20 protein-coding genes are annotated in these 19,165 nt (G+C 71.4%); 10 read left to right on the forward strand and 10 right to left on the reverse strand.

Annotated elements, in window-relative coordinates; genetic code table 11:
- Both MET9862_RS20175 and MET9862_RS20180 read right to left on the reverse strand, forming a co-directional pair.
- On the reverse strand, positions 1 to 266 hold a 266-nt coding region (locus MET9862_RS20175; protein ID WP_142584666.1), incomplete at its 3' end, for a cell division protein ZapA.
- Positions 267 to 354: 88 nt separating this feature from the next.
- Positions 355 to 642: a DUF4164 family protein gene (locus MET9862_RS20180; RefSeq protein WP_142584667.1), complete on the reverse strand. Its 288-nt coding sequence runs from the start codon at positions 640 to 642 to the stop codon at positions 355 to 357.
- A 508-nt stretch (positions 643 to 1,150) separates the two neighbouring features.
- On the opposite strand from MET9862_RS20180, the gene gap reads away from it, so the two are divergent.
- The 6 genes from gap to MET9862_RS20210 all read left to right on the forward strand — a co-directional run bounded on the left by gap (position 1,151) and on the right by MET9862_RS20210 (position 6,950).
- Entirely contained in the window at positions 1,151 to 2,158 is a 1,008-nt protein-coding gene (gene gap, locus MET9862_RS20185; protein WP_142584668.1) for a type I glyceraldehyde-3-phosphate dehydrogenase, read from the forward strand.
- 99 nt (positions 2,159 to 2,257) lie between these two features.
- Entirely contained in the window at positions 2,258 to 2,722 is a 465-nt protein-coding gene (locus MET9862_RS20190) for a hypothetical protein (RefSeq protein ID WP_142584669.1), read from the forward strand.
- Between the two features lie 19 nt (positions 2,723 to 2,741).
- A complete protein-coding gene (locus MET9862_RS20195; protein ID WP_142584670.1) occupies positions 2,742 to 3,944 on the forward strand; it encodes a phosphoglycerate kinase in 1,203 nt (400 codons plus the stop codon).
- Between the two features lie 257 nt (positions 3,945 to 4,201).
- Positions 4,202 to 5,275: a class II fructose-bisphosphate aldolase gene (gene fba / locus MET9862_RS20200; protein WP_142584671.1), complete on the forward strand. Its 1,074-nt coding sequence runs from the start codon at positions 4,202 to 4,204 to the stop codon at positions 5,273 to 5,275.
- 5 nt (positions 5,276 to 5,280) lie between these two features.
- Positions 5,281 to 5,925, forward strand: coding sequence for a thiamine phosphate synthase (locus MET9862_RS20205; protein WP_142584672.1), 645 nt, complete (start codon positions 5,281 to 5,283; stop codon positions 5,923 to 5,925).
- A 2-nt stretch (positions 5,926 to 5,927) separates the two neighbouring features.
- On the forward strand, positions 5,928 to 6,950 hold the full coding sequence (locus MET9862_RS20210) for a tetratricopeptide repeat protein (RefSeq protein WP_438616638.1): 1,023 nt from the start codon (positions 5,928 to 5,930) through the stop codon (positions 6,948 to 6,950).
- Positions 6,951 to 7,069: 119 nt separating this feature from the next.
- Here MET9862_RS20210 and MET9862_RS20215 read toward each other — a convergent pair whose 3' ends face one another.
- From MET9862_RS20215 to MET9862_RS20225, 3 genes are all read right to left on the reverse strand, one after another.
- Complete coding sequence (locus MET9862_RS20215) at positions 7,070 to 7,510, reverse strand: DUF779 domain-containing protein (protein WP_142584674.1); 441 nt, start codon at positions 7,508 to 7,510, stop codon at positions 7,070 to 7,072.
- Between the two features lie 128 nt (positions 7,511 to 7,638).
- Positions 7,639 to 9,162 carry an aldehyde dehydrogenase gene (adh, locus tag MET9862_RS20220; RefSeq protein WP_142584675.1) on the reverse strand — a complete coding sequence of 508 codons (1,524 nt, stop codon included), beginning with the start codon at positions 9,160 to 9,162 and terminating at the stop codon, positions 7,639 to 7,641.
- Between the two features lie 268 nt (positions 9,163 to 9,430).
- Positions 9,431 to 11,029 (reverse strand): gamma-glutamyltransferase family protein, encoded by a 1,599-nt coding sequence (locus MET9862_RS20225; protein ID WP_142584676.1) that lies wholly within the window; start codon positions 11,027 to 11,029, stop codon positions 9,431 to 9,433.
- Between the two features lie 115 nt (positions 11,030 to 11,144).
- On the opposite strand from MET9862_RS20225, the gene MET9862_RS20230 reads away from it, so the two are divergent.
- Complete coding sequence (locus tag MET9862_RS20230) at positions 11,145 to 12,686, forward strand: cation:proton antiporter (RefSeq protein WP_142584677.1); 1,542 nt, start codon at positions 11,145 to 11,147, stop codon at positions 12,684 to 12,686.
- Here MET9862_RS20230 and MET9862_RS20235 read toward each other — a convergent pair.
- The gene (locus tag MET9862_RS20235) at positions 12,664 to 13,458 is read right to left on the reverse strand and encodes a Crp/Fnr family transcriptional regulator (RefSeq protein ID WP_142584678.1); all 795 of its coding nucleotides are present in this window, start codon (positions 13,456 to 13,458) and stop codon (positions 12,664 to 12,666) included. The genes MET9862_RS20230 and MET9862_RS20235 overlap by 23 nt on opposite strands.
- Before the next feature lie 435 nt (positions 13,459 to 13,893).
- Between MET9862_RS20235 and MET9862_RS20240 the strand changes: the two genes are divergently transcribed.
- Entirely contained in the window at positions 13,894 to 14,655 is a 762-nt protein-coding gene (locus MET9862_RS20240) for a Crp/Fnr family transcriptional regulator (protein ID WP_185156947.1), read from the forward strand.
- Between the two features lie 240 nt (positions 14,656 to 14,895).
- Here the strand turns inward: MET9862_RS20240 and gshB are convergent, their stop codons facing one another.
- Both gshB and MET9862_RS20250 read right to left on the reverse strand, forming a co-directional pair.
- Complete coding sequence (gshB, locus tag MET9862_RS20245; RefSeq protein WP_142584680.1) at positions 14,896 to 15,843, reverse strand: glutathione synthase; 948 nt, start codon at positions 15,841 to 15,843, stop codon at positions 14,896 to 14,898.
- A 308-nt stretch (positions 15,844 to 16,151) separates the two neighbouring features.
- Positions 16,152 to 16,481, reverse strand: a complete 330-nt coding sequence (locus MET9862_RS20250) for a hypothetical protein (protein ID WP_244612814.1) — start codon at positions 16,479 to 16,481, stop codon at positions 16,152 to 16,154.
- 393 nt (positions 16,482 to 16,874) lie between these two features.
- Here MET9862_RS20250 and MET9862_RS20255 point away from each other — a divergent pair, with 393 nt between their 5' ends.
- Complete coding sequence (locus MET9862_RS20255) at positions 16,875 to 17,099, forward strand: hypothetical protein (RefSeq protein WP_142584681.1); 225 nt, start codon at positions 16,875 to 16,877, stop codon at positions 17,097 to 17,099.
- Complete coding sequence (locus MET9862_RS20260) at positions 17,093 to 17,878, forward strand: hypothetical protein (RefSeq protein ID WP_142584682.1); 786 nt, start codon at positions 17,093 to 17,095, stop codon at positions 17,876 to 17,878. Before MET9862_RS20255 ends, MET9862_RS20260 begins: the two co-directional genes overlap by 7 nt.
- A 40-nt stretch (positions 17,879 to 17,918) precedes the next feature.
- On the opposite strand, the gene MET9862_RS20265 is transcribed toward MET9862_RS20260, so the two are convergent.
- Positions 17,919 to 18,188 (reverse strand): 3',5'-cyclic-nucleotide phosphodiesterase, encoded by a 270-nt coding sequence (locus MET9862_RS20265; RefSeq protein ID WP_142584693.1) that lies wholly within the window; start codon positions 18,186 to 18,188, stop codon positions 17,919 to 17,921.
- A gap of 118 nt (positions 18,189 to 18,306) precedes the next feature.
- Positions 18,307 to 19,014: a hypothetical protein gene (locus MET9862_RS20270; protein ID WP_142584683.1), complete on the reverse strand. Its 708-nt coding sequence runs from the start codon at positions 19,012 to 19,014 to the stop codon at positions 18,307 to 18,309.
- Positions 19,015 to 19,165 lie beyond the last annotated feature (151 nt).

Raw genomic sequence — 19,165 nt, forward strand, 5'->3', positions numbered from 1 at the left:
TCCGCCCGCTGCGCGGCCTCCGCGCGCAGCTGGCCCGCCTCGCTCTCCGCCGCCGCGAGCCGGCGCCGCGCCTCGCCCAGCTCGTCGGCGAGGGTCAGAGCGGCCATCACCTGCAGGCGCATGTCGCCGATCTCGCCGAAGGCCTGCCGCATCTCTCCGATACGCGTGCCGAGCCCCTCCGCGAGTGCGGCGAGATGGCCCTCCTCGCCCTCGCCGCAGGCCATGCGGTAGCTCTTGCCGTCGATGGTGACCTGGATCTGGGGCATCGCGTGGGGATCCGGGAGTGAGCGGGGAGGCTGCGGCGCGGACGGGCGGCCGGTCAAGCGGCCATGATGCAGCGAGGCCGGCCGGGGGTCACGCCTCGCGTGCGAGCACGCCCTCGACGGCCTCGATCGCCCGGTCCAGGCGCTCGCCGACCTCGCTCGCCGTGCCCTCCATAGCCGCGAGGCGGGCGCTCGCGGCGTCGAGGGCGGCGGCGAGCCGCGCCCGGTCCTCGGCCATCAGCGCGAGTTCGGTATCGCGGTCGTCCGGCGCGGCCTCGGCCTCGACGCGCCGGGCGATCCCCGCCTCCAGGCGCGCGAGGGCGGCGTCGAGCCGGGCGAGGGCGCCGTCTACGCTGGGCGCAGCAGGATCGGAACTCATGGCCTGGAGCTCATAGCCGGCTTCTCTCCGATGGTCGGCCCGGTTGTCCCGAAATCCGGGCGCGATTTCCAGCCGGAATTCGCGTCCTGGACTTGCTGTCCCATCCGGAAATTCTCGCGCATCGCTCGGATCCGTCAGGTCTTTTCACGGCGGCACACACCTCTGTCCACCGATCGGCCAGGTTTGTCACGGGCTTACGTTTGACAGGTCAAGGTCCCATGTTAGACAGCCGCCGCGTGCCCCGAAGGGGCGCGCGGGAACAGCCGGAACCCCGACCTGTGACAGTCCTTTGGCCCTCGCGCGCGCGGTCCGCGGATCGGTTGATCCCGGCGGCGACGGCGCGGCCGGTCCGCCATGGGTCATGTCCGGCTCCGGTTCATCGCCGGTTCAGCGCCGGCAGCCACAGAGCAATCCGCATCGCGGAGGTGCCGTCGGGCCCCCGCCGCGCACCGCTCGCCGCCTCGGACGCCCGCTGCGTGGCGCCCCTTAAGCAGGAAGGAAACACGCCGTGACCGTCAAGGTAGCCATCAACGGGTTCGGGCGCATCGGCCGCAACGTGCTGCGCGCCATCCACGAAGCCGGCCGCAAGGACATCGAGGTGGTCGCCATCAACGACCTCGGTCCGGTCGAGACCAACGCTCACCTGCTCCGCTACGATTCCGTGCACGGCCGCTATCCCGGCGAGGTCGCAGTGGACGGCGAGTTCCTCGTGGTCGACGGCAAGCGCATCAAGGTCACGGCCGTGCGCAACCCGGCCGAGCTGCCGCACCGGGATCTGGGCGTCGACATCGCCCTCGAATGCACCGGCATCTTCACCTCGAAGGACAAGGCCAAGGCCCATCTCGACGCGGGCGCCAAGCGCGTCCTCGTCTCGGCGCCCGCCGACGGCGCCGACCTGACGGTCGTCTACGGCGTCAACCACGACAAGCTGACGGCCGATCATCTCGTCGTCTCGAACGCCTCCTGCACCACGAACTGCCTCGCGCCTGTGGCCAAGGTGCTGAACGAGACGGTCGGCATCGAGCGCGGCTTCATGACGACCATCCACTCCTACACCAACGACCAGCCCTCGCTCGACCAGATGCACAAGGATCTGTACCGGGCGCGTGCCGCGGCGCTCTCGATGATCCCGACCTCGACGGGCGCCGCCAAGGCGGTCGGCCTCGTCCTGCCGGAGCTGAAGGGCAAGCTCGACGGCACCGCGATCCGCGTGCCGACGCCGAACGTCTCGGCGGTCGATCTCGTCTTCACGGCCAAGCGCGAGACCTCGGTCCAGGAGATCAACGACGCGATCAGGGCGGCTGCTGCCGGCCCGCTCAAGGGCGTGCTCGGCGTGACCGATCGGCCGAACGTGTCGATCGATTTCAACCACGATCCCCATTCCTCGACCTTCCACCTCGACCAGACCAAGGTCATGGACGGCACCTTCGTGCGCATCCTGTCCTGGTACGACAACGAGTGGGGCTTCTCGAACCGCATGGCCGACACCGCCGTGGCGATGGCCAAGCTCATCTGAACCCCGATCGCGGCCGCTCCGGCGGCCGCATCTCTGTTACGCCGCCTGCGTCCGCGCGGGCGGCCCTGGTTCCGGTTTCTTACGTCCGAGGTGCTCCCGATGACCGACGCCGCGCCGAGCAAGCCGTCCGAGGGGAGCTTCATTCCTCCCGTGAGCGCCCCGCCCGTGGCACCGCCGCCGCCGAAGCCCGTCCCCGCGGCCAGCGCCGAGGCCTCCGCCACCGCGAACCCGTTCTTCGACCAGCTCGCCCGGATCGAGGACAAGTGCTCGCGCATCGAGGACAAGTACGCCCGCTCCGAGGCGCTGCTCTCGCGCGTCGAGGACAAGGTCGCGGGCGCCGCCGAGCGCATGAACGAGGCGGCCCGCCAGTCGGACCTCGCGGCTTTGCGCACCGAGATGCGCAATCTCACCGAGCGGACCCGGCGACTGCCGGGCACCGGCGCCCTGGTGCTCACCGCCGTCATCACCGCCGTGCTCACCGTGGTCCTGATGGTCGCGGTCCAGCGCCTCAACCTCGATTCCCTGCTGCCGCCGCGCGCCAACGCCGCCGCGACGGCGCGCTGATCCGGAGACCCGCGCCCGCATGACCGCCTTCCGCACCCTCGACGACGCCGGCTCGCTGACGGGCAAGCGCGTCCTCCTGCGCGTCGACCTCAACGTGCCGATGGAGGGCAGCCGCGTCACCGACGCGACCCGTATCGAGCGCGTGGTGCCGACCATCCGCGAGATTGCCGACCAGGGCGGCAAGGTGGTGCTGCTGGCCCATTTCGGGCGCCCGAAGGGCAAGCGCGAGCCGAAGGACTCCCTCGCGCCCGTCGTCCCGGCCCTGTCCGAGGCGCTCGGCCGGCCGGTCGCCTTCGCCGACGATTGCGTCGGCGAGCCGGCGAAGGCTGCGGTCGCCGCGCTGAAGGACAGCGAGGTGCTGCTCCTCGAGAACACCCGCTACCACGCGGGCGAGGAGAAGAACGACCCCGCCTTCACCGACGCGCTGGCCGAGAACGGCGACATCTACGTCAACGAGGCCTTCTCGGCGGCGCACCGCGCGCATGCCTCGACGGAGGGGCTCGCCCACCGGCTCCCCGCCTATGCCGGCCGGCTGATGCAGGCCGAGCTCGACGCGCTCACCAAGGGCCTCGAGGCGCCGGCCCGGCCGGTGATCGCCATTGTCGGCGGCGCCAAGGTGTCTTCGAAGATCGACCTGCTGCAGAACCTCGTCGCCAAGGTCGACATGCTGGTGATCGGCGGCGGCATGGCCAACACCTTCCTGCACGCGCAGGGCAAGGCGGTCGGCAAGTCGCTCTGCGAGAAGGACCTCGCCGAGACGGCGACCCGCATCCTCAAGGCGGCCGACGAGGCCCGCTGCCGGGTGATCCTGCCGGACGACGCGGTGGTCGCCTCCGAATTCAAGGCGAACGCGCCGCACGAGACGGTCCCGGTCGATGCCGTGCCGGAGAGCGGCATGATCCTCGATGCCGGCCCGGCCTCGGTGAAGACCATCGCGGCGGCGATCGACGAGGCCGCGACCCTCGTCTGGAACGGCCCCCTCGGCGCCTTCGAGCTGACGCCCTTCGACGCGGCGACCGTCGCGGCCGCCCGCCACGCGGCCGAGCGCACGAAGGCCGGCAAGCTCGTCTCGGTGGCCGGCGGCGGCGACACGGTCGCGGCCCTCAACCATGCGGGGGCTGGCGAGGCCTTCTCCTACGTCTCGACCGCGGGCGGCGCCTTCCTCGAATGGCTCGAGGGCAAGGAACTGCCGGGCGTCGAGGCCTTGCGCGCGAAGGGCTAGCGCGGCGCTGCCGTCCTCTCAGGGGGACGGGCGGTCCTGCCCTGCGCCGGGATTGGGCTGAGGCAACGGATCCGTCCGATCGGCACGGGCTCCGTTCGGAGGACCACGCGCCCCGCGCGATCCGCCGCCGGAGCCACGCGCCCGCGCGGAACGCCCAAGTTTTTCGGCTGCCGGAACAGGCTCCCGGCGCCGCGGCACTATATAGACGTCAGCTCAGGGACAGGCCCCGCCAGGCCGCATCGGACGAGGATCGAACCATGGCACGCATCACCCTTCGGCAGCTTCTCGATCACGCCGCCGAGCATGAGTACGGCGTGCCCGCGTTCAACCTGAACAACATGGAGCAGGGGCTGGCCATCATGGCCGCCGCCGACGCCACCGATTCCCCGGTCATCCTGCAGGCCAGCCGCGGCGCACGCGCCTACGCCAACGACGTGGTGCTGGCCAAGCTCATCGACGGCCTCGTCGAGATCTATCCGCATATCCCCGTCTGCATGCATCTCGACCACGGCAACAACGAAGCCACCTGCGCCACCGCGATCCAGTACGGCTTCACCTCGGTGATGATGGACGGCTCTCTCAAGGCCGACGGCAAGACCCCGGCCGACTACGCCTACAACGTCGAGATCACCGGCAACGTCACCCGGATGGCCCACTGGGCCGGCGTCTCGGTTGAGGGCGAGCTCGGCGTGCTCGGCTCCCTGGAGAGCGGCCAGGGCGAGGCCGAGGACGGCCACGGCGCCGAGGGCACCCTCAGCCACGACCAGCTCCTGACCGACCCGGACGAGGCGGTGAAGTTCGTGGCCGCCACCAAGGTCGACGCGCTGGCCGTCGCCATGGGCACCAGCCACGGCGCCTACAAGTTCACCCGCAAGCCCGACGGCGCGGTGCTCGCGATGAACGTGATCGAGGAGATCCACCGCCGGCTGCCGACGACCCACCTCGTCATGCACGGCTCCTCCTCGGTGCCGCAGGACCTGCAGGACATCATCAACCAGTATGGCGGCCAAATGAAGCCGACCTGGGGCGTGCCGGTGGAGGAGATCCAGCGCGGCATCAAGCACGGCGTGCGCAAGATCAACATCGACACCGACAACCGCATGGCGATGACCGGCCAGATCCGGAAGGTGCTCACCGAGAACCCCGCCGAGTTCGATCCGCGCAAGTACCTGAAGCCGGCGATGGAGGCGATGACGAAGCTCTGCAAGCAGCGCTTCGAGGAGTTCAACACCGCGGGCCAGGGCTCCAAGATCCGTCCGATCTCGGTGGCCGAGATGGCCAAGCGCTACGCCAGCGGGTCGCTCGACCCGAAGATCGAGGCCGCTGCCTGACGCGCATGGCTGAGTCCGCTCCCCGTCTCGCCCTCCTCACCCCACACGGGGTCGGCGCGGGCGATCTCGACAGCCTGATCCCGGCGCTTGCCGCGGCCTGCGCCGCGGGCGATGTCGCCGCGGTGATCCTGCGCCTCGCACCCGCCGACGAGCGGGCGCTGACGGCCCTCGTGAAGCGTGTCGCGCCAGTGGTGCAGGAGCGGGAGGCGGCCCTCGTCGTCGCGGCCCGCGACTTCCCGGGCGACCTCGCCAGCGTCGCCACCCGCGGCGGCGCGGACGGAGTGCATGTCGACCGGCCGGGCGATCTCGCGGATCTCCGCGGGCGCCTGCGCGACGGTCGCATCCTCGGCACAGGCGGGTTCGAGACGCGCCACGCCGCCATGGATGCGGGGGAGGCGGGCGCCGACTACCTGATGTTCGGCGGCCTCTACCCGGACGGCGAGGCGCCGGATCCGGAGAGCGTGCGCGCGCGCGCCGCCTGGTGGGCCGAGATCTTCGAGACGCCCTGCATCGCGGTCGCCTGCACCCTCGACGAGGTCGCGGGCCACGCCGCCACAGGGGCGGAGTTCGTGGGGCTGGAGAGCGCGCTCTGGCTCGCCGATCCGGCGGGCGTCGCCCGCGCGCAGGAGGCGCTGGGAGGCGCCGCATGAGGATGCGGATCGCGGCGGGGCTCGTCCTCGCGGGATTGATCGTGCCGGGCCAAGCCCTCGCGGCGCAGAGCGCGGCCGACCCGACCAAGGCGGCACCGGCCGATGTGCCGAAGAAGCCGCCGATGCGGGAGCTGCCGAGCCCCTACACGCCGAACTATGCCGGCGGCGCCCGGCCGCCTGCCGGTAACCGGCCGCCCGATTTCGCCTACGGGGCCTATCAGCGCGGCCAGTACGTCACCGCCTTCCGCGAGGCGACCAAGCGCATCGAGGCCGACCGCAAGGACGCGGCGGCGATGACGCTGCTCGGCGAACTCTACAACCAGGGCCTCGGAATCCGTCAGGATCCGGTCAAGGCCGCCGAGTGGTACCGGCTCGCCGCCGCGCAGAACGATTCCGCCGCCATGTCCTCCCTCGGCCTGATGACCCTGGACGGGCGGGGCGTCGTCAAGGATCCGAAGGAAGGTCGGCGCTGGCTGGAGCGGGCGTCGGAGGCCGGATCTCCCACCGCCGCCTACAACCTCGCTCTGCTCCTGCTCGGCACCGGCTCGCCCCAGGACGAGAGCCGCGCCGCCACCCTGTTCCAGAAGGCCGCGGAGGGCGAGATCGGGCCGGCCCAGCACGCGCTCGGCGTGCTCTACCTCCAGGGCCGCGGCCTGCCGAAGGATCCGGCCAAGGCCGCCGAATGGTTCCGCCGTGCCGCCGATAACGGCGATCTTGCCGGCGAGGTCGAGTTCGCGATCCTACTGTTCAACGGCAACGGCCTGCCGAAGGACGAGGTCCGGGCCGCCCGTTACTTCCTGCACGCGGCCCAGCGCGGCAACGCCATCGCCCAGAACCGCGTCGCCAAGATCTACGCCACCGGCCGCGGCCTGCAGAAGAGCCCCCTCGAGGCGGCCGTCTGGAACCTGATGGCGGCGCAGCAGGGCCTCTCCGATGCCTGGCTCGACCAGACCCTCTCGGGCCTGTCGAGCGAGGAGAAGGCGCGGGCCGAACGGATTGCCGCCGAGCGCACCGAGACGCGGTAGACATCCAGGTGTCGAGAGGGGTGACCCCTCTCGCAGGTCCAGGGCGGAGCCCTGGGGCTTCAAGCCAGGGCTCCGCCCCGGCACCCCGCCAAAGGGATGATCCCTTTGGGATCCCGGTCTCAGAGCTTGCATGCTCCGTCGAGCGCCGCGTTCTCGGCCTCGCTGAACAGGCGCGAGCGGATATGGAAGCGCTTCTCGCGGCCGTTCTCCAGGGAGAACATGCCGCCGCGCCCCGGCACCACGTCGAGGATGATGTGGGTATGCTTCCAGACCGCGAATTGCGAGCGCGAGATGTAGAAGTCGGCACCGCCGACCTGGCCGAGATGCACGTCGCCGTCGCCGATGAGGAAGTCGCCGACGGGATAGCACATCGGCGAGGAGCCGTCGCAGCAGCCGCCCGACTGGTGGAACATCACCGGCCCGTACTCGCCTTTCAGCTCCTCGATCAGCGCGAGGGCCGCCGGCGTCGCGGTGACGCGCAACGGCGTACCGGCGGCATCGGACTGCTCGGCGGTGACGGGGTCGACGGTCTCGGCCGGGCCTCGAGCCTGCTCGGTCATGGGGGCGTCTCCCTGGTTGCCTCGGTTGTTATCTGCGTCCCGGCGTCGGGAAGTCCACGCCGCGCCTTGAGACGAAAAAGCCCCGGCGGGGGCGCCGGGGCAAGGTTCCTCTCGGGAGGGGAGGGCTCTCAGAAGAAGCCGAGCTTCTTCGCCGAGTAGCTGACCAGCATGTTCTTGGTCTGCTGGTAGTGATCGAGCATCATCTTGTGCGTCTCGCGGCCGATGCCGGACTGCTTGTAGCCGCCGAAGGCCGCGTGGGCCGGGTAGGCATGGTAGCAGTTCGTCCAGACGCGGCCGGCCTGGATCGCGCGGCCGAAGCGGTAGGCGCGGGTCCCGTCGCGGGTCCAGACGCCGGCGCCGAGGCCGTAGAGCGTGTCGTTGGCGATGGAGAGCGCCTCGGCATCGTCCTTGAAGGTCGTGACCGACAGGACGGGACCGAAGATCTCCTCCTGGAAGATGCGCATCTTGTTGTGGCCGCGGAACACGGTCGGCTTCATGTAGTAGCCGCCCGCGAGATCGCCGTCCTTGACGTTGCGCTCACCGCCCGTGAGGCACTGCGCGCCCTCCTGCTTGCCGATATCGACGTAGCTGAGGATCTTTTCGAGCTGCTCGGACGAGGCCTGGGCGCCGATCATGGTCGCCGGGTCCAGGGGCGAGCCCTGGCTGATCGCCTCGACGCGCTTCACCGCCCGCTCGATGAAGCGGTCGTAGATCGACTCGTGCACCAGCGCGCGGCTGGGGCAGGTGCAGACCTCGCCCTGGTTGAGGGCGAACATGGTGAAGCCTTCCAGCGCCTTGTCGAAGAAGTCGTCGTCCTCGTTCGCCACGTCGGCGAAGAAGATGTTCGGCGACTTGCCGCCGAGCTCCAGCGTCACCGGGATCAGGTTCTGCGAGGCGTACTGCATGATGAGACGGCCCGTGGTCGTCTCACCGGTGAAGGCGATCTTGGCGATGCGCGGGTTCGAGGCGAGCGGCTTGCCGGCCTCCAGGCCGAAGCCGTTGACCACGTTCACGACGCCCGGCGGCAGCAGGTCGCCGATGATCTCCATCAGCACCAGCACCGAGGCCGGGGTCTGCTCGGCGGGCTTCAGGACCACGCAGTTGCCGGCGGCGAGCGCCGGGGCGAGCTTCCAGACCGCCATCAGGATCGGGAAGTTCCACGGGATGATCTGGCCGACGACGCCGAGCGGCTCGTGGAAATGGTAGGCCACGGTGTCGTGGTCGATCTCGGAGATCGAGCCTTCCTGGGCCCGCAGGCAGCTCGCGAAGTAGCGCCAGTGGTCGATGGCGAGCGGGATGTCGGCGGCGGTGGTCTCGCGGATCGGCTTGCCGTTGTCCCAGGTCTCGGCCAGCGCGATCAGATCGAGGTTCTCCTCCATCCGGTCGGCGATCCTGAGGAGCATGCGGGCGCGTTCGGCCGGGGCGGTGGCGCCCCAGGCGTCCTTGGCGGCATGCGCCGCGTCGAGCGCCCTCTCGATGTCCTGCGCGTCGGAGCGGGCGACCTCGCAGACGACCTTGCCGGTGATCGGCGAGGTGTTCTCGAAGTAGCGGCCCGCCGCCGGGGCGACCCACTGGCCGCCGATGAAGTTGTCGTAGCGCGCCGAGAAGGGCGACTTCGTCCTGGCGTCGGCCAGGAATTCCGGCTTGTTCATCTCAGGCTTCCTCCGTGCGGCGCTCTCGCCTTCGTGGGCGTTTTCGCCGGCGCTTGTTCGGCTCGCGCTGCAGCCAACGGCAGCCGGGCTGCCAAATCAAGTTGGACTTTAGGGGCAGGGTCGTCCCGAGGCGTCCCGCCGGCGGCCAGCTGCGGCGTGGGCCGATGCTAGCGCGGATCACGGCCCCTGGCGAGGCGGGGCAGGTCAGGCCTCGTCAGGGCGTCATGATCCGCCGGCCGGCCTCGCGATCCGACCGCACGGCCCACTCTCACAGGCCGAGCGCGCCGCCATCCGAGCGGGGGTCATGCGTGGCCTCGATGCGGCCGTCGCGCGGGTGGCGCACCAGCATGCCGGCATGGCCGAGGGAATCGGTGTAGGGGAAGCCCAACTCCTCGATCTCGTGGCCGAGCCGGCGCAGGGCCGCGATGCAGCCGGGATCGAAGCGGTTCTCCACCTTCACGCTGAGCGAGGGGGCACCCCAGGTGCGCCCGTAGAGCAGGCGCGGCGCGTCGACGGCATCGGCCGGGCTCATGCCGTAATCGGCGTACCGCGAGAAGATCTGGGCCTGGAATTGCGGCTGCCCGTCGCCGCCCATGCTGCCGTAGCTCATCACCCGCCCGTCGTCGAAGCAGGCCAGGGCCGGGATCAGGGTATGGAATGGGCGCCGTCCCGGCTCGAGCGGGTTCACCGCCTCCGGGTCGAGGGAGAAGGACATGCCCCGGTTCTGCCAGCAGATGCCGGTGGCCGGCAAAACCGTGCCCGAACCATACTCCCAGTAGACCGACTGGATGTAGGACACGGCGAGGCCGTCATTGTCGATCGCGCCCATCCACACCGTGTCACCGTGGCCGGGCTCCGGCAGCGGCACCCGCGCGGCGCGGGCCATGTCGACTTGCGCCGCCTCGCGGGCGAGGCGCTCAGGGGTGAGGAAGGCAGCGGGATCGTGGCGCAGCCGGACGAAATCGGTCACCACCCGGTCGCGGATCGCGAAGGCCCGCTTCGTGGCCTCGATCAGCCCGTGGTAATGCGCCGGCGTCTCGGGCGCGGCCACGTTCAGCCGGTCGAAGATCCCGAGGATCAGGAGCGCCGCGAGCCCCTGGGTCGGGGGTGGGAAGTTATAGAGCGTGGCGTCCCGCCGCCGGATCGAGAGCGGTGCCCGCTCGGCCGCGGCATAGGCTTCGAGGTCGGCCCGCGTCACCGGCGCACCGAGGCGCTCAAGGTCGGCGGCGATCTCGCGGCCGACATCGCCGCGGTAGAAGTCGGCGAGCCCCGCATGGGCGAGCTGCTCCAGCGTCGCGGCGATCTTCGGCAGGGCGCGGATCTCGCCGGCCGGCCAGGGCTTGCCGTCCTTGAGGAAGGTCGCGGCGAAGTTCGGGGCGTCGTGGAGGGTGTCGAGTTCCTGCGGCACGTAGCGCGCCTCGGAGGGCGAGACCGGAACGCCGCCGCGCCCCTGGGCGATCGCGTCGGCGAGCAGCGTGGCGAGCGGCAGCCGTCCGCCGAGGGCACGGGATAGGTCGAGGGCGAGCTGCCAGCCGCCGACCGCGCCCGCTACCGTCACCATGGCGTCGGGGCCGCGCGACGGGATCGCGTCGAGCTCCTTCTCGCGGTAGCGCGCCCGCGTGGCGAGCCGGCCCGCGGGTCCGCAGGCCTCGATCCCGCGGACCCGGCCGCCGCGCTCGCGCACCAGCCAGAAGCCGTCGCCGCCGATACCGTTCATGTGCGGGTAGACCACCGCGATGGAGGCCGCCATCGCCACCATGGCCTCGATCGCGTTGCCCCCTTGCGCGAGCACGCTCTGCCCGGCCTGGGCGGCGAGGCTGTGAGGGGCGGCGACGGCGCCGTGGGCGAAGACGGGGGTGTCGGGCATTGCGGATCCTGGACTCGTGCCGGCGCAGCGTTAGGGGAGCCTGTCCCGCCTGCAAAGCCCGGGCCCGAGGCAATCGGACCGGGAACGCTTGCGGGTCCCTACCTCTTTCCGCGGCATGTTGATCTTCGAATGGGTCGTCGGCGTCCTGCTCGGCGCGGTGGTGCTGGCGGCGCTCGCCCGGCGGGTCGGCGCACCCTATCCGGCCTTCCTGGCGCTCGGCGGCTGCGCCCTCGCCTTCGTGCCCGGCGTGCCGAACCTCGCCCTCGACCCGGAGCTGGCGCTCGCCCTGTTCCTCGCGCCGGTGCTGCTCGATGCCGGCTACGACATCTCGCTGCGCGACCTGAAGGCGAACTGGCGCTCGGTCGGCGGCCTCGCCCTGGGCGCCGTGGCCGCGACCACGGCGGCCGTCGCCCTGGTCGCGCATCTGGTCGTGCCGGACATGCCGATCGCGGCCTGCGTGGTGCTGGGCGCCGTGGTGGCGCCGCCGGACGCGGTCGCGGCCCTCTCGGTGCTGCGCCATGTCGCGCTGCCGCACCGGGTCGCGGTGATCCTGCGCGGCGAGAGCCTGCTGAACGATGCCGGCTCGCTGCTGATCTACCGCCTCGCCGTGGCGGCGGCCGTCACCGGCAGCTTCCACCTGTCCGAGGTGGCTCCGACCTTCCTCCTCGGCGTCGTCGGCAGCCTCGTGGCGGGGCCCTGCCTCGCGCGGCTCTATCTCCCCATCGCGCACCGCTTCTCCGATGCGCCGAGCACGATCGTGCTGCAATTCGTGGCGGCGTTCGGGATCTGGCTGATCGCGGAGCGGCTGCACCTGTCGGGCGTGCTCACCATCGTCAGCTTCGCGATCACGGTGGCGCGCTACAGCCCCGGCCTCACCGCGCCGCGCACCCGTATCCTGTCCTACGCGGTGTGGGACACGGCGGTGTTCGTGCTCAACGTACTGGCCTTCGTGCTGATCGGCATCCAGATCGGCCCGATCCTCGACCGCCTGACCGGAAGCGACCGCAGCGACGCGCTGATCCTCGCCGCGGCGGTGTTCGCGGCGGTGGTGGTCGTGCGCATCGGCTGGGTGGTGGCCGCCAACGGGCTGCGCGGCCTCGGGCGCAAGCTGCGGCGCGGGGCAAAGCCGAGCCTCGCCCCGGCGCTCGCCATCTCCTGGTCCGGCATGCGGGGCATCGTCACCATCGCCACCGCCCTGGCGTTGCCCACCGAGGGCTTTCCGAAGCGCGACCTCATCGTGTTCGGCGCCTTCTGCACGGTGATCGGGACCCTGGTCGTACAGGGACTGACCCTCGCGCCCCTCCTGCGCCTGCTGCGGCTGGAGGACGACGACCCGGTCGGCCGCGAGACCGGCCGCGCCCGCGCCGAGGCTTACGCCGCCGCCCTGGAAAGCCTCCGCACGGCCGGGGACGCGTCCTCGGTCGCGGCCCTCCGGGCCGAGTTCGAGACGGCCCTTGAGGAGGCCGAGCGTCACGAGGAGGGCCGCGCCCCGGAATCGCTGCCCTCCGACGGGGCCCGCCGGCAGGCCATCGGCGCGGCCCGGGACGCGGTCCTGCGCCTGCGCCGCGAGGGCCGCATCGGCGACGATGCCTACTATCGTCTGGAAGAGGAGTTCGACTGGGCCGAGCTCAACGTCACGCCGCGGGCGGAGGTCTGAACCCCTCCGATCCCGCCTCCGCCCGGTCGCCCTCGACGAGGCGGGTATAGGCGGCCTCGGCAACGCCGTAGCTGCCCTCGGTCAGCGCTTCCAGGCCGCCCCGGTCGAGGATCTCGATGCGCTTGCGGCGGGCCCGGATCAGGCCGGCGCCCTCCAGCCCCTGCAGCGCGAGGGTCACGCCCGCCCGCTGCACGCCGAGCATGATCGAGAGGAACTCGTGCGTGAGGGCGATGGCATCGCCGCTGACCCGATCCTGGCACATCAGCAGCCAGCGGGCGAGCCGGGCATCCAGGTTCAGCGCGGCCTGAGCGTAGATCGACTCGGCGAGCTGCAGGGCCTGGGCCTGGACGTAGGCGAGCAGGAGGCACTGCAGGCTCGCGCTGCGCGCGACGGCGGCGCGCAGGGCCTGGCTCGGGATGGCGAGCCCGCGCCCCGGCATCTGGACGATGTGCGCATAGGGGCTGCGGCCATCCCCGAGCAGGACCGGCATCGCGCCGACCAGTCCCTCGCGGCCGACCAGGCCGAGCTCGATCCGCGCCGGCCGATCCATGGTCGCGACGGAGACGACGCCTTCCTCGACGAAGAAGCAGCTGGCCGCAGGCAGGCCCGGCGCGATGACCACGTCGCGCAGATTCAGCTCCACCGCCCGGAGATGCGGTGCGATCAGCGTGAGATCCTCCGGGGTCATGGCCTCGAGCAGCCTGTTGCGCAGCGTTGGCTGCGGCCACCGGACAGAGTCCTTGCCGCGATACCCGGACAGGTGGTCCGCCATCATCTCCCCGACCGATTCAACATTTGCGGCGCGTCCGCGCGGCGCGGAGGATATCCGCATCGGAACGACAAAGAACTATCCGAGTATAAGCCGTGAAATTGATCCATGTTAAGCTTTTCAGGTTTGCACAATAAGGTTTGTTCGATACCGCACCGAAGTGCGAGAGTCTCTGGCGTCGCATTTTTCCTCTGACTACAAGCCGAAGGATGAGACTTGGCAGGTGTGAGAGAGACGATATTGTTCCGGTGGGCCGCGGGCTGCCCCGGATCGTCAGCGCCTCCCGTGCCCGGACTATGCCGGCCCCTGCCGCCGAAGCAGGCCCGCAGCCGTGACCGGCGAGCGCTTCTCGCCGGTCCCCGCTGCCGCGACGTGGTCCGAAGGATCGGGGGTCTGATGGACCTGCCCGTCGCGCCGTCTCCGGCACATCAGGGGCGAATGGCCGGCGAGTCCGCGGCGGCGCTCGTCGTGCGCAAGCTCGCACGGATGGTTCCGCTCGCGGCCGCCGACCGGGCCGCCCTGGAACAGCTCTGCGCCCGGTCCCGGCGCCATGGGCCCCATTCCGAGCTGCTGCGGCAGGGCGAGGTGCCGGATGCCGCGATCGTCGTCCTTCAGGGATTCGCCGGCCGCTACCGGCACCGGCCGAGCGGCGCCTGCCAGATCCTGGCACACCTCCTCCCCGGCGACCTGTGCGCCGCGAATCTCGTCTATCCCCGGCCGATGGACCACACGGTCGGTACGCTCTCGTCCTGCACCGTGGCCCGTATCCCGCGCGAGAGCTATCTCGCGATGGTCGAGCAGCATCCGGCACTCGCCCGCGCCCTCGACCTCGCCCGGCTCGTGGACGAGGCGGTCGCCCGCGAGTGGATGGTGAGCATCGGCCGCCGCTCGGCACGCGAGCGTCTGGCGCACCTGTTCTGCGAGCTGCACGCGCGCCTCGCCCAGGTCGGCCTCACCAGCGGCTACGCCTTCGACCTGCATCTCACCCAGGTCGGCCTGTCGGACACCACGGCCCTGACCAGCGTGCACGTCAACCGCACCCTGCGGGACATGCGGCGCGAGGGCCTGATCGAGCTGAAGGGGCGCCGGTTCGTGATCCAGGACCCGGAGCGCCTGCGCGCGATCGCCGAGTTCGATGGCGCCTATCTCGAGGCCGCCGAGGTCTCGCCGGGTGACGGGATGCCGGACGGACGCGCCTGATCCCGCGGCGTCCGAGCGAGGGCGCCATCCCTCATCCCCTGACGCCAGCCCCGGGCACGGTGCCGGCCGGAACGGCTCTGGCCATCGTCCTGGAAACCGGATTCACGACGATGCCCTGAGCACTTGTTTCGACGCGCGCTCTTTCGATGAAGCGGTATGCCTCCGGCTCGAAGACGGTCTCGGGACTGTGGGGAAGCCGGATGACCCGACAGGTCCGGGAGAACGGCCCCCGGACCGGCGTCAGCCCGCGCGGCGCGCCTCGATCGCGTCCCAGACGGAGATCGCGAGGTCGGGTCCGCCGAGCCGCCGGATCGCGCGGATGCCGGTCGGCGAGGTCACGTTGATCTCCGTGAGGTGCCCGTCGATCACGTCGATCCCGACGAGGATCAGGCCGCGCCGTCGCAGTTCCGGGCCGATCGTGGCGCAGATCGCGCGCTCGCGCTCGGTCAGGTCGGAGGCGGCGGCCGCGCCCCCGCGCACCATGTTCGAGCGGATGTCGTTCAGGGCTGGCACCCGGTTGATCGCGCCCATCGGCTCGCCGTCCACGAGGATGATGCGCTTGTCGCCCTCCGTGACTTTCTCAAGGAAGCGCTGCACCACCCACGGCTCCCGGAAGGTCGCCGCGAACAGGTCGAACATCGAGCCGAAATTCGGATCCGTCTCCGAGACGCGGAACACCGCGGCGCCGCCATGGCCGTGCAGCGGCTTCATCGCCACCGTGCCGTGCTCGCGGCGGAAGGCCTCGATCTCCGCCTTGTCGCGGCTGATCAGGGTCGGCGGCATCAGCTCGGGGAAATCGAGGACGAAGAGCTTCTCGGGGGCGTTGCGCACCTCGAAGGGGTTGTTCACCACCAGCGTCTTCGGGTGGATCCGCTCCAGCATGTGCGTGGCCGTCACGTAGGCCATGTCGAAGGGTGGGTCCTGGCGCATCAGCACCACGTCCGCCTCCTCGGCCAGATCGACCCGCGCGATCGGGCCGAGTTCGAAATGCGCGCCCTCCACGTCCTGTACCCGCAGCGGCTCGGCGCGGGCGGTGACGCGCCCGTTCTGCAGGGAGAGCCGGTCGGGCGTGTAGTAGAGCAGGCGGTGGCCCCGCGCCTGCGCCTCCAGCAAGAGGGCGAAGGTGGTGTCCCCGGCGATCCGGATCGCCTGGATCGGGTCCATCTGGACCGCCACGGTCAGGGCCATGTCGCTTCCGCTCGTCGCGTGGGGCGCCCGCATGCGCCCCTATTTCTCGGATGGGGCGGGCACCCCGGCGCGAGAGAGCGCGAAGAGCGGGGGACTTGCAACCCCCGCCGGACGCGGACGCGCCCTGCGGGGCGCCGAGGATCGGGCAGGATCCGACCGATCCCTCTTCAGGCGCCGCACGAGCCCGCCGGCTCGGTCCTCGCCGTCATCGCACGAAGCGCCTCTCCCAAAACGCCCGCTGCGCCGTCGTGCCCAGTGGGAGATCTCCCGATCGTCGGGCGTTTCGTGAGGTATTCCAAGAGGTAAGATCAATCCTCGGGCATCGACTTGCCGCCGGTGCGGCGATCGTAGTCGCCGATCGCGGCGCGACACTCGGGCGACAGGCGCTTGCGGTTGCGGGTCATGCAGCGCTCGGCCTCGGGGCTATTCGGATCGACGCCGACGCAGAGGCGGAAATAGTCGTTGGCGCAGCCGAGCTGCAGCCCTTGATCCTCGCGCTGGGCGAGGGCCGGGGCCGCGCCCAGTGCCGTGAGGGCGAGGGCCAGCGACAGGCTGGCGAGGATGGGCGTGTGGGCCGCCGGCCGGGCGGTCCGCCGGGTCGAGGCCGAGGGCTCGAATGGTGCCGTGTCCAGTCGCATCCAGCCGTGTCCTTGCATGTCCATCCGCAGATCTCGTGCGCGGCCCGCCATATCGGGCCCCGGCGCCGCTATGCAAGCGCCGGATCGCCCCTCCGGTTCCAGGGGGCGGTCCGGCCACCCGGCCCGGCACGGTCGGAGTTCCGTCAAGGAATCTGGCAAGAAAAAGGCCCCACCCGGTGGGGCAGGGCCAAGTCTAAGGGAGGAAACGCCCGCCATGGGCCGTCTGTGCGATGCAAGCCACGCGCCAGCCTCCCGGGCGCGGCCGGGTCGCATCGGTCCGGTGCCGTCAAGTTCTCGTTAACCACGTTGTGCTGATCTCCCGCCATTGCCCTTGCCGACGCCCTTTCCGGAGGGCCCGGGCCCCGTGTCCGGATCGCCGACAGGAGCCGAACCGTGCAGCTCTCGACCTATCTCTGCCCGCCCGCCCTGCCGGCCCGTGCCGCGAACGAGGGCGAGACCGCCCGGGATCTGGCCGTGTCCGGACGCCGTCCGCGACCCTCCGCCGCGATCGTCCCGCTGCCGCAGGAGCGCCCGGCCCGGCGCAGCACGGCCCCGGACGAGCGGCGGGGCGAGATCCTGCTCTTCCTCGGCGTGCGTTACGAGCGCCGCGCTTGCTGACGGGCCGCCTCGCAGCCGCGGCGCTCCTCGCCCTCCTGCCCGGCGCCTGCGCGCAGCCGGGTGATTTCGGGCGCCCCGCACCGAGCGCCTGGAACGCCCTGGTCGAAACCACGGGCACCCTGTCTGCGGCCGCGCGGGGCGAGGCCGCCCTGCTGCCGCTGACCGACGACGAGCAGATCCTGCGCGACCGCGCCTGGCGCTTCCTGATGCCGGCGATCCCGGGCGATGTCTTTCGGGATGCGCTCGCCAATCTCGCGCGCGCCCGCGTCCTGCCGCCGGGCTACGCACCGGAGCCGGTCGCGGCCTATTACGATGGCTTGATGGCGGCCCCTGCGCGCTCGCAGGTCTCCCTCTACCGCCGCCTGTCGGAGGATGCCGGCGCGGATGCCCGGCTGCTCCCGGTCTTCGCGGACGCCGCCGCGCGGGTTGTCGCCGCCGACGCGCGGCGCCTGCGCAGCCTGCCCTTCGCCAGCAGCCTGGAGGATGGGGCCGTGCGTGAGGCTGCCTTGCGTGTGGCCGAGAACCGCTGCCTGATCGCCTGGGTGCGGCTTGAGGCGGGAGCGCGGGCGGGGCGCTATCGCTACGCCCTCGAACATCTCTTCGCCGCGCTGCCGGGCTCGGGGGGCGTCGAGGCGGAGCGCGCCATCGCGGCCCTGACAGGCCGGAGCCCGCTCCTGGATCCGCTTCTGCCGCCGGATGCCGCCGCCCGCTGCGGCCTCGTCGCGGTCCCGGTCGCGGCGGCGCCCCTCGAAGGGGCACCGCTGAGCGTGCGTTACTGACGGGGCCCGCCCCGGCAGCCCGAGGGGGCGGGCGGCTGCGTCAGCCGCGCTTGTTGCCCTTGGCGCCCTGCTGGGCCTGGTAGGCGTCGATGGCGCGGCGGCAATTCTCGGAGAGCGAGGTCCAGTTCCGCTCGAAACAGGCATCCAGTGCCGGATCCTCGGGAGCGAGGTTGCCGCAATAGTTCAGATAATCGCCGGTGCAGTACTTCTTCAGCGTCTCGTTGCCCCGCCTCGTCTGCTGCGCGGCGGCAGGCACGCTGAGGGCGGCGATGCCGAGCGCGAGGGCGAAGGTCGTGAGCTTGAGGGCCATGGTGCCTCGTTCCATCTGTCCGATTCTCGTCAAAGTGACGCTCCGATGATGCCTTTGCGTGGTCGAAACAAGGCACCCCGTGCGTGAATGGCGGCCGTCCGCACCTTCGGCGTGGGGGTCAGCCGCGCGCGGTGGCCACGGACGGGGCCGCCGAGGGGGGAAACGCGCCGGCTCCGGGCAGGCGCTCGCGCCGGGTGAGTGCGTCGGCGACCTCGCCGATGCGGGTGCGCAAGTCGGCATTCTCCTGCTCGACCGCGTCGCGGCGGGCCGACAGGGCCTGCGCGAGGGCGTCCTCCGCGGCCGAGAGCCGGGCCCGCAGGTCCTCCTGACTGGCGGCGGCGGCGCTCTCGATGGCCGCCGCACGCTCCCGGCGCGCGGCGAGGAGACCGTCCAAAAGGTCGGCATGGGCCTCCTCGAGGGCCTGAAGCGTGGCCAGGCTCGCCTGCCCGTCGGCGCGGGCCGTGTCGAGCTCGTCCGAGAGCCGGGCGCGCAGGGCCTCCCCCTCGGCGATCTCGATCTTACGCCGCTCGAGCTCCTCCGAGAGGCGGGCGGCTTCCACCGTGCGGGCCCCGATCGCGGCCATGTCGGCCTGGCGGCGCGCCGTCACCGCCTCCACCCTGCGCTCCATCCGGCGCTGCTCCACGGCGAAGCGCGCGCGCAGGAAGTCGCGCTCGGCGGCGATCTCCTCCGGCGCCAGCGGCACCAGCGCCTCCGCCCGGCGGCGCGCGAGGCGGGCGGCGCGCGCGTTCAGGGCCGGCAGCAGCAGGAGGCCGAACAGGCTCGCGGCGAGGAAGCCGAGAGCGAAGATCATCAGGGACTCGATCACGCGCGGGACAGCTCCCAACGGGCCGGGCCGGGCCTGCCCCGGCGACAGGGCACGATGCGGAAACGTCGAAGCCGGCCTTCCGAAATCATCGTGCGGTCGCCATGGATATAGAGCACCTCCGCGCCCCTGTGAGGCGCGGAGGTGCCGCAAT

Origin of the sequence: Methylobacterium symbioticum, assembly GCF_902141845.1 — a bacterium.
Taxonomy (GTDB): domain Bacteria; phylum Pseudomonadota; class Alphaproteobacteria; order Rhizobiales; family Beijerinckiaceae; genus Methylobacterium; species Methylobacterium symbioticum.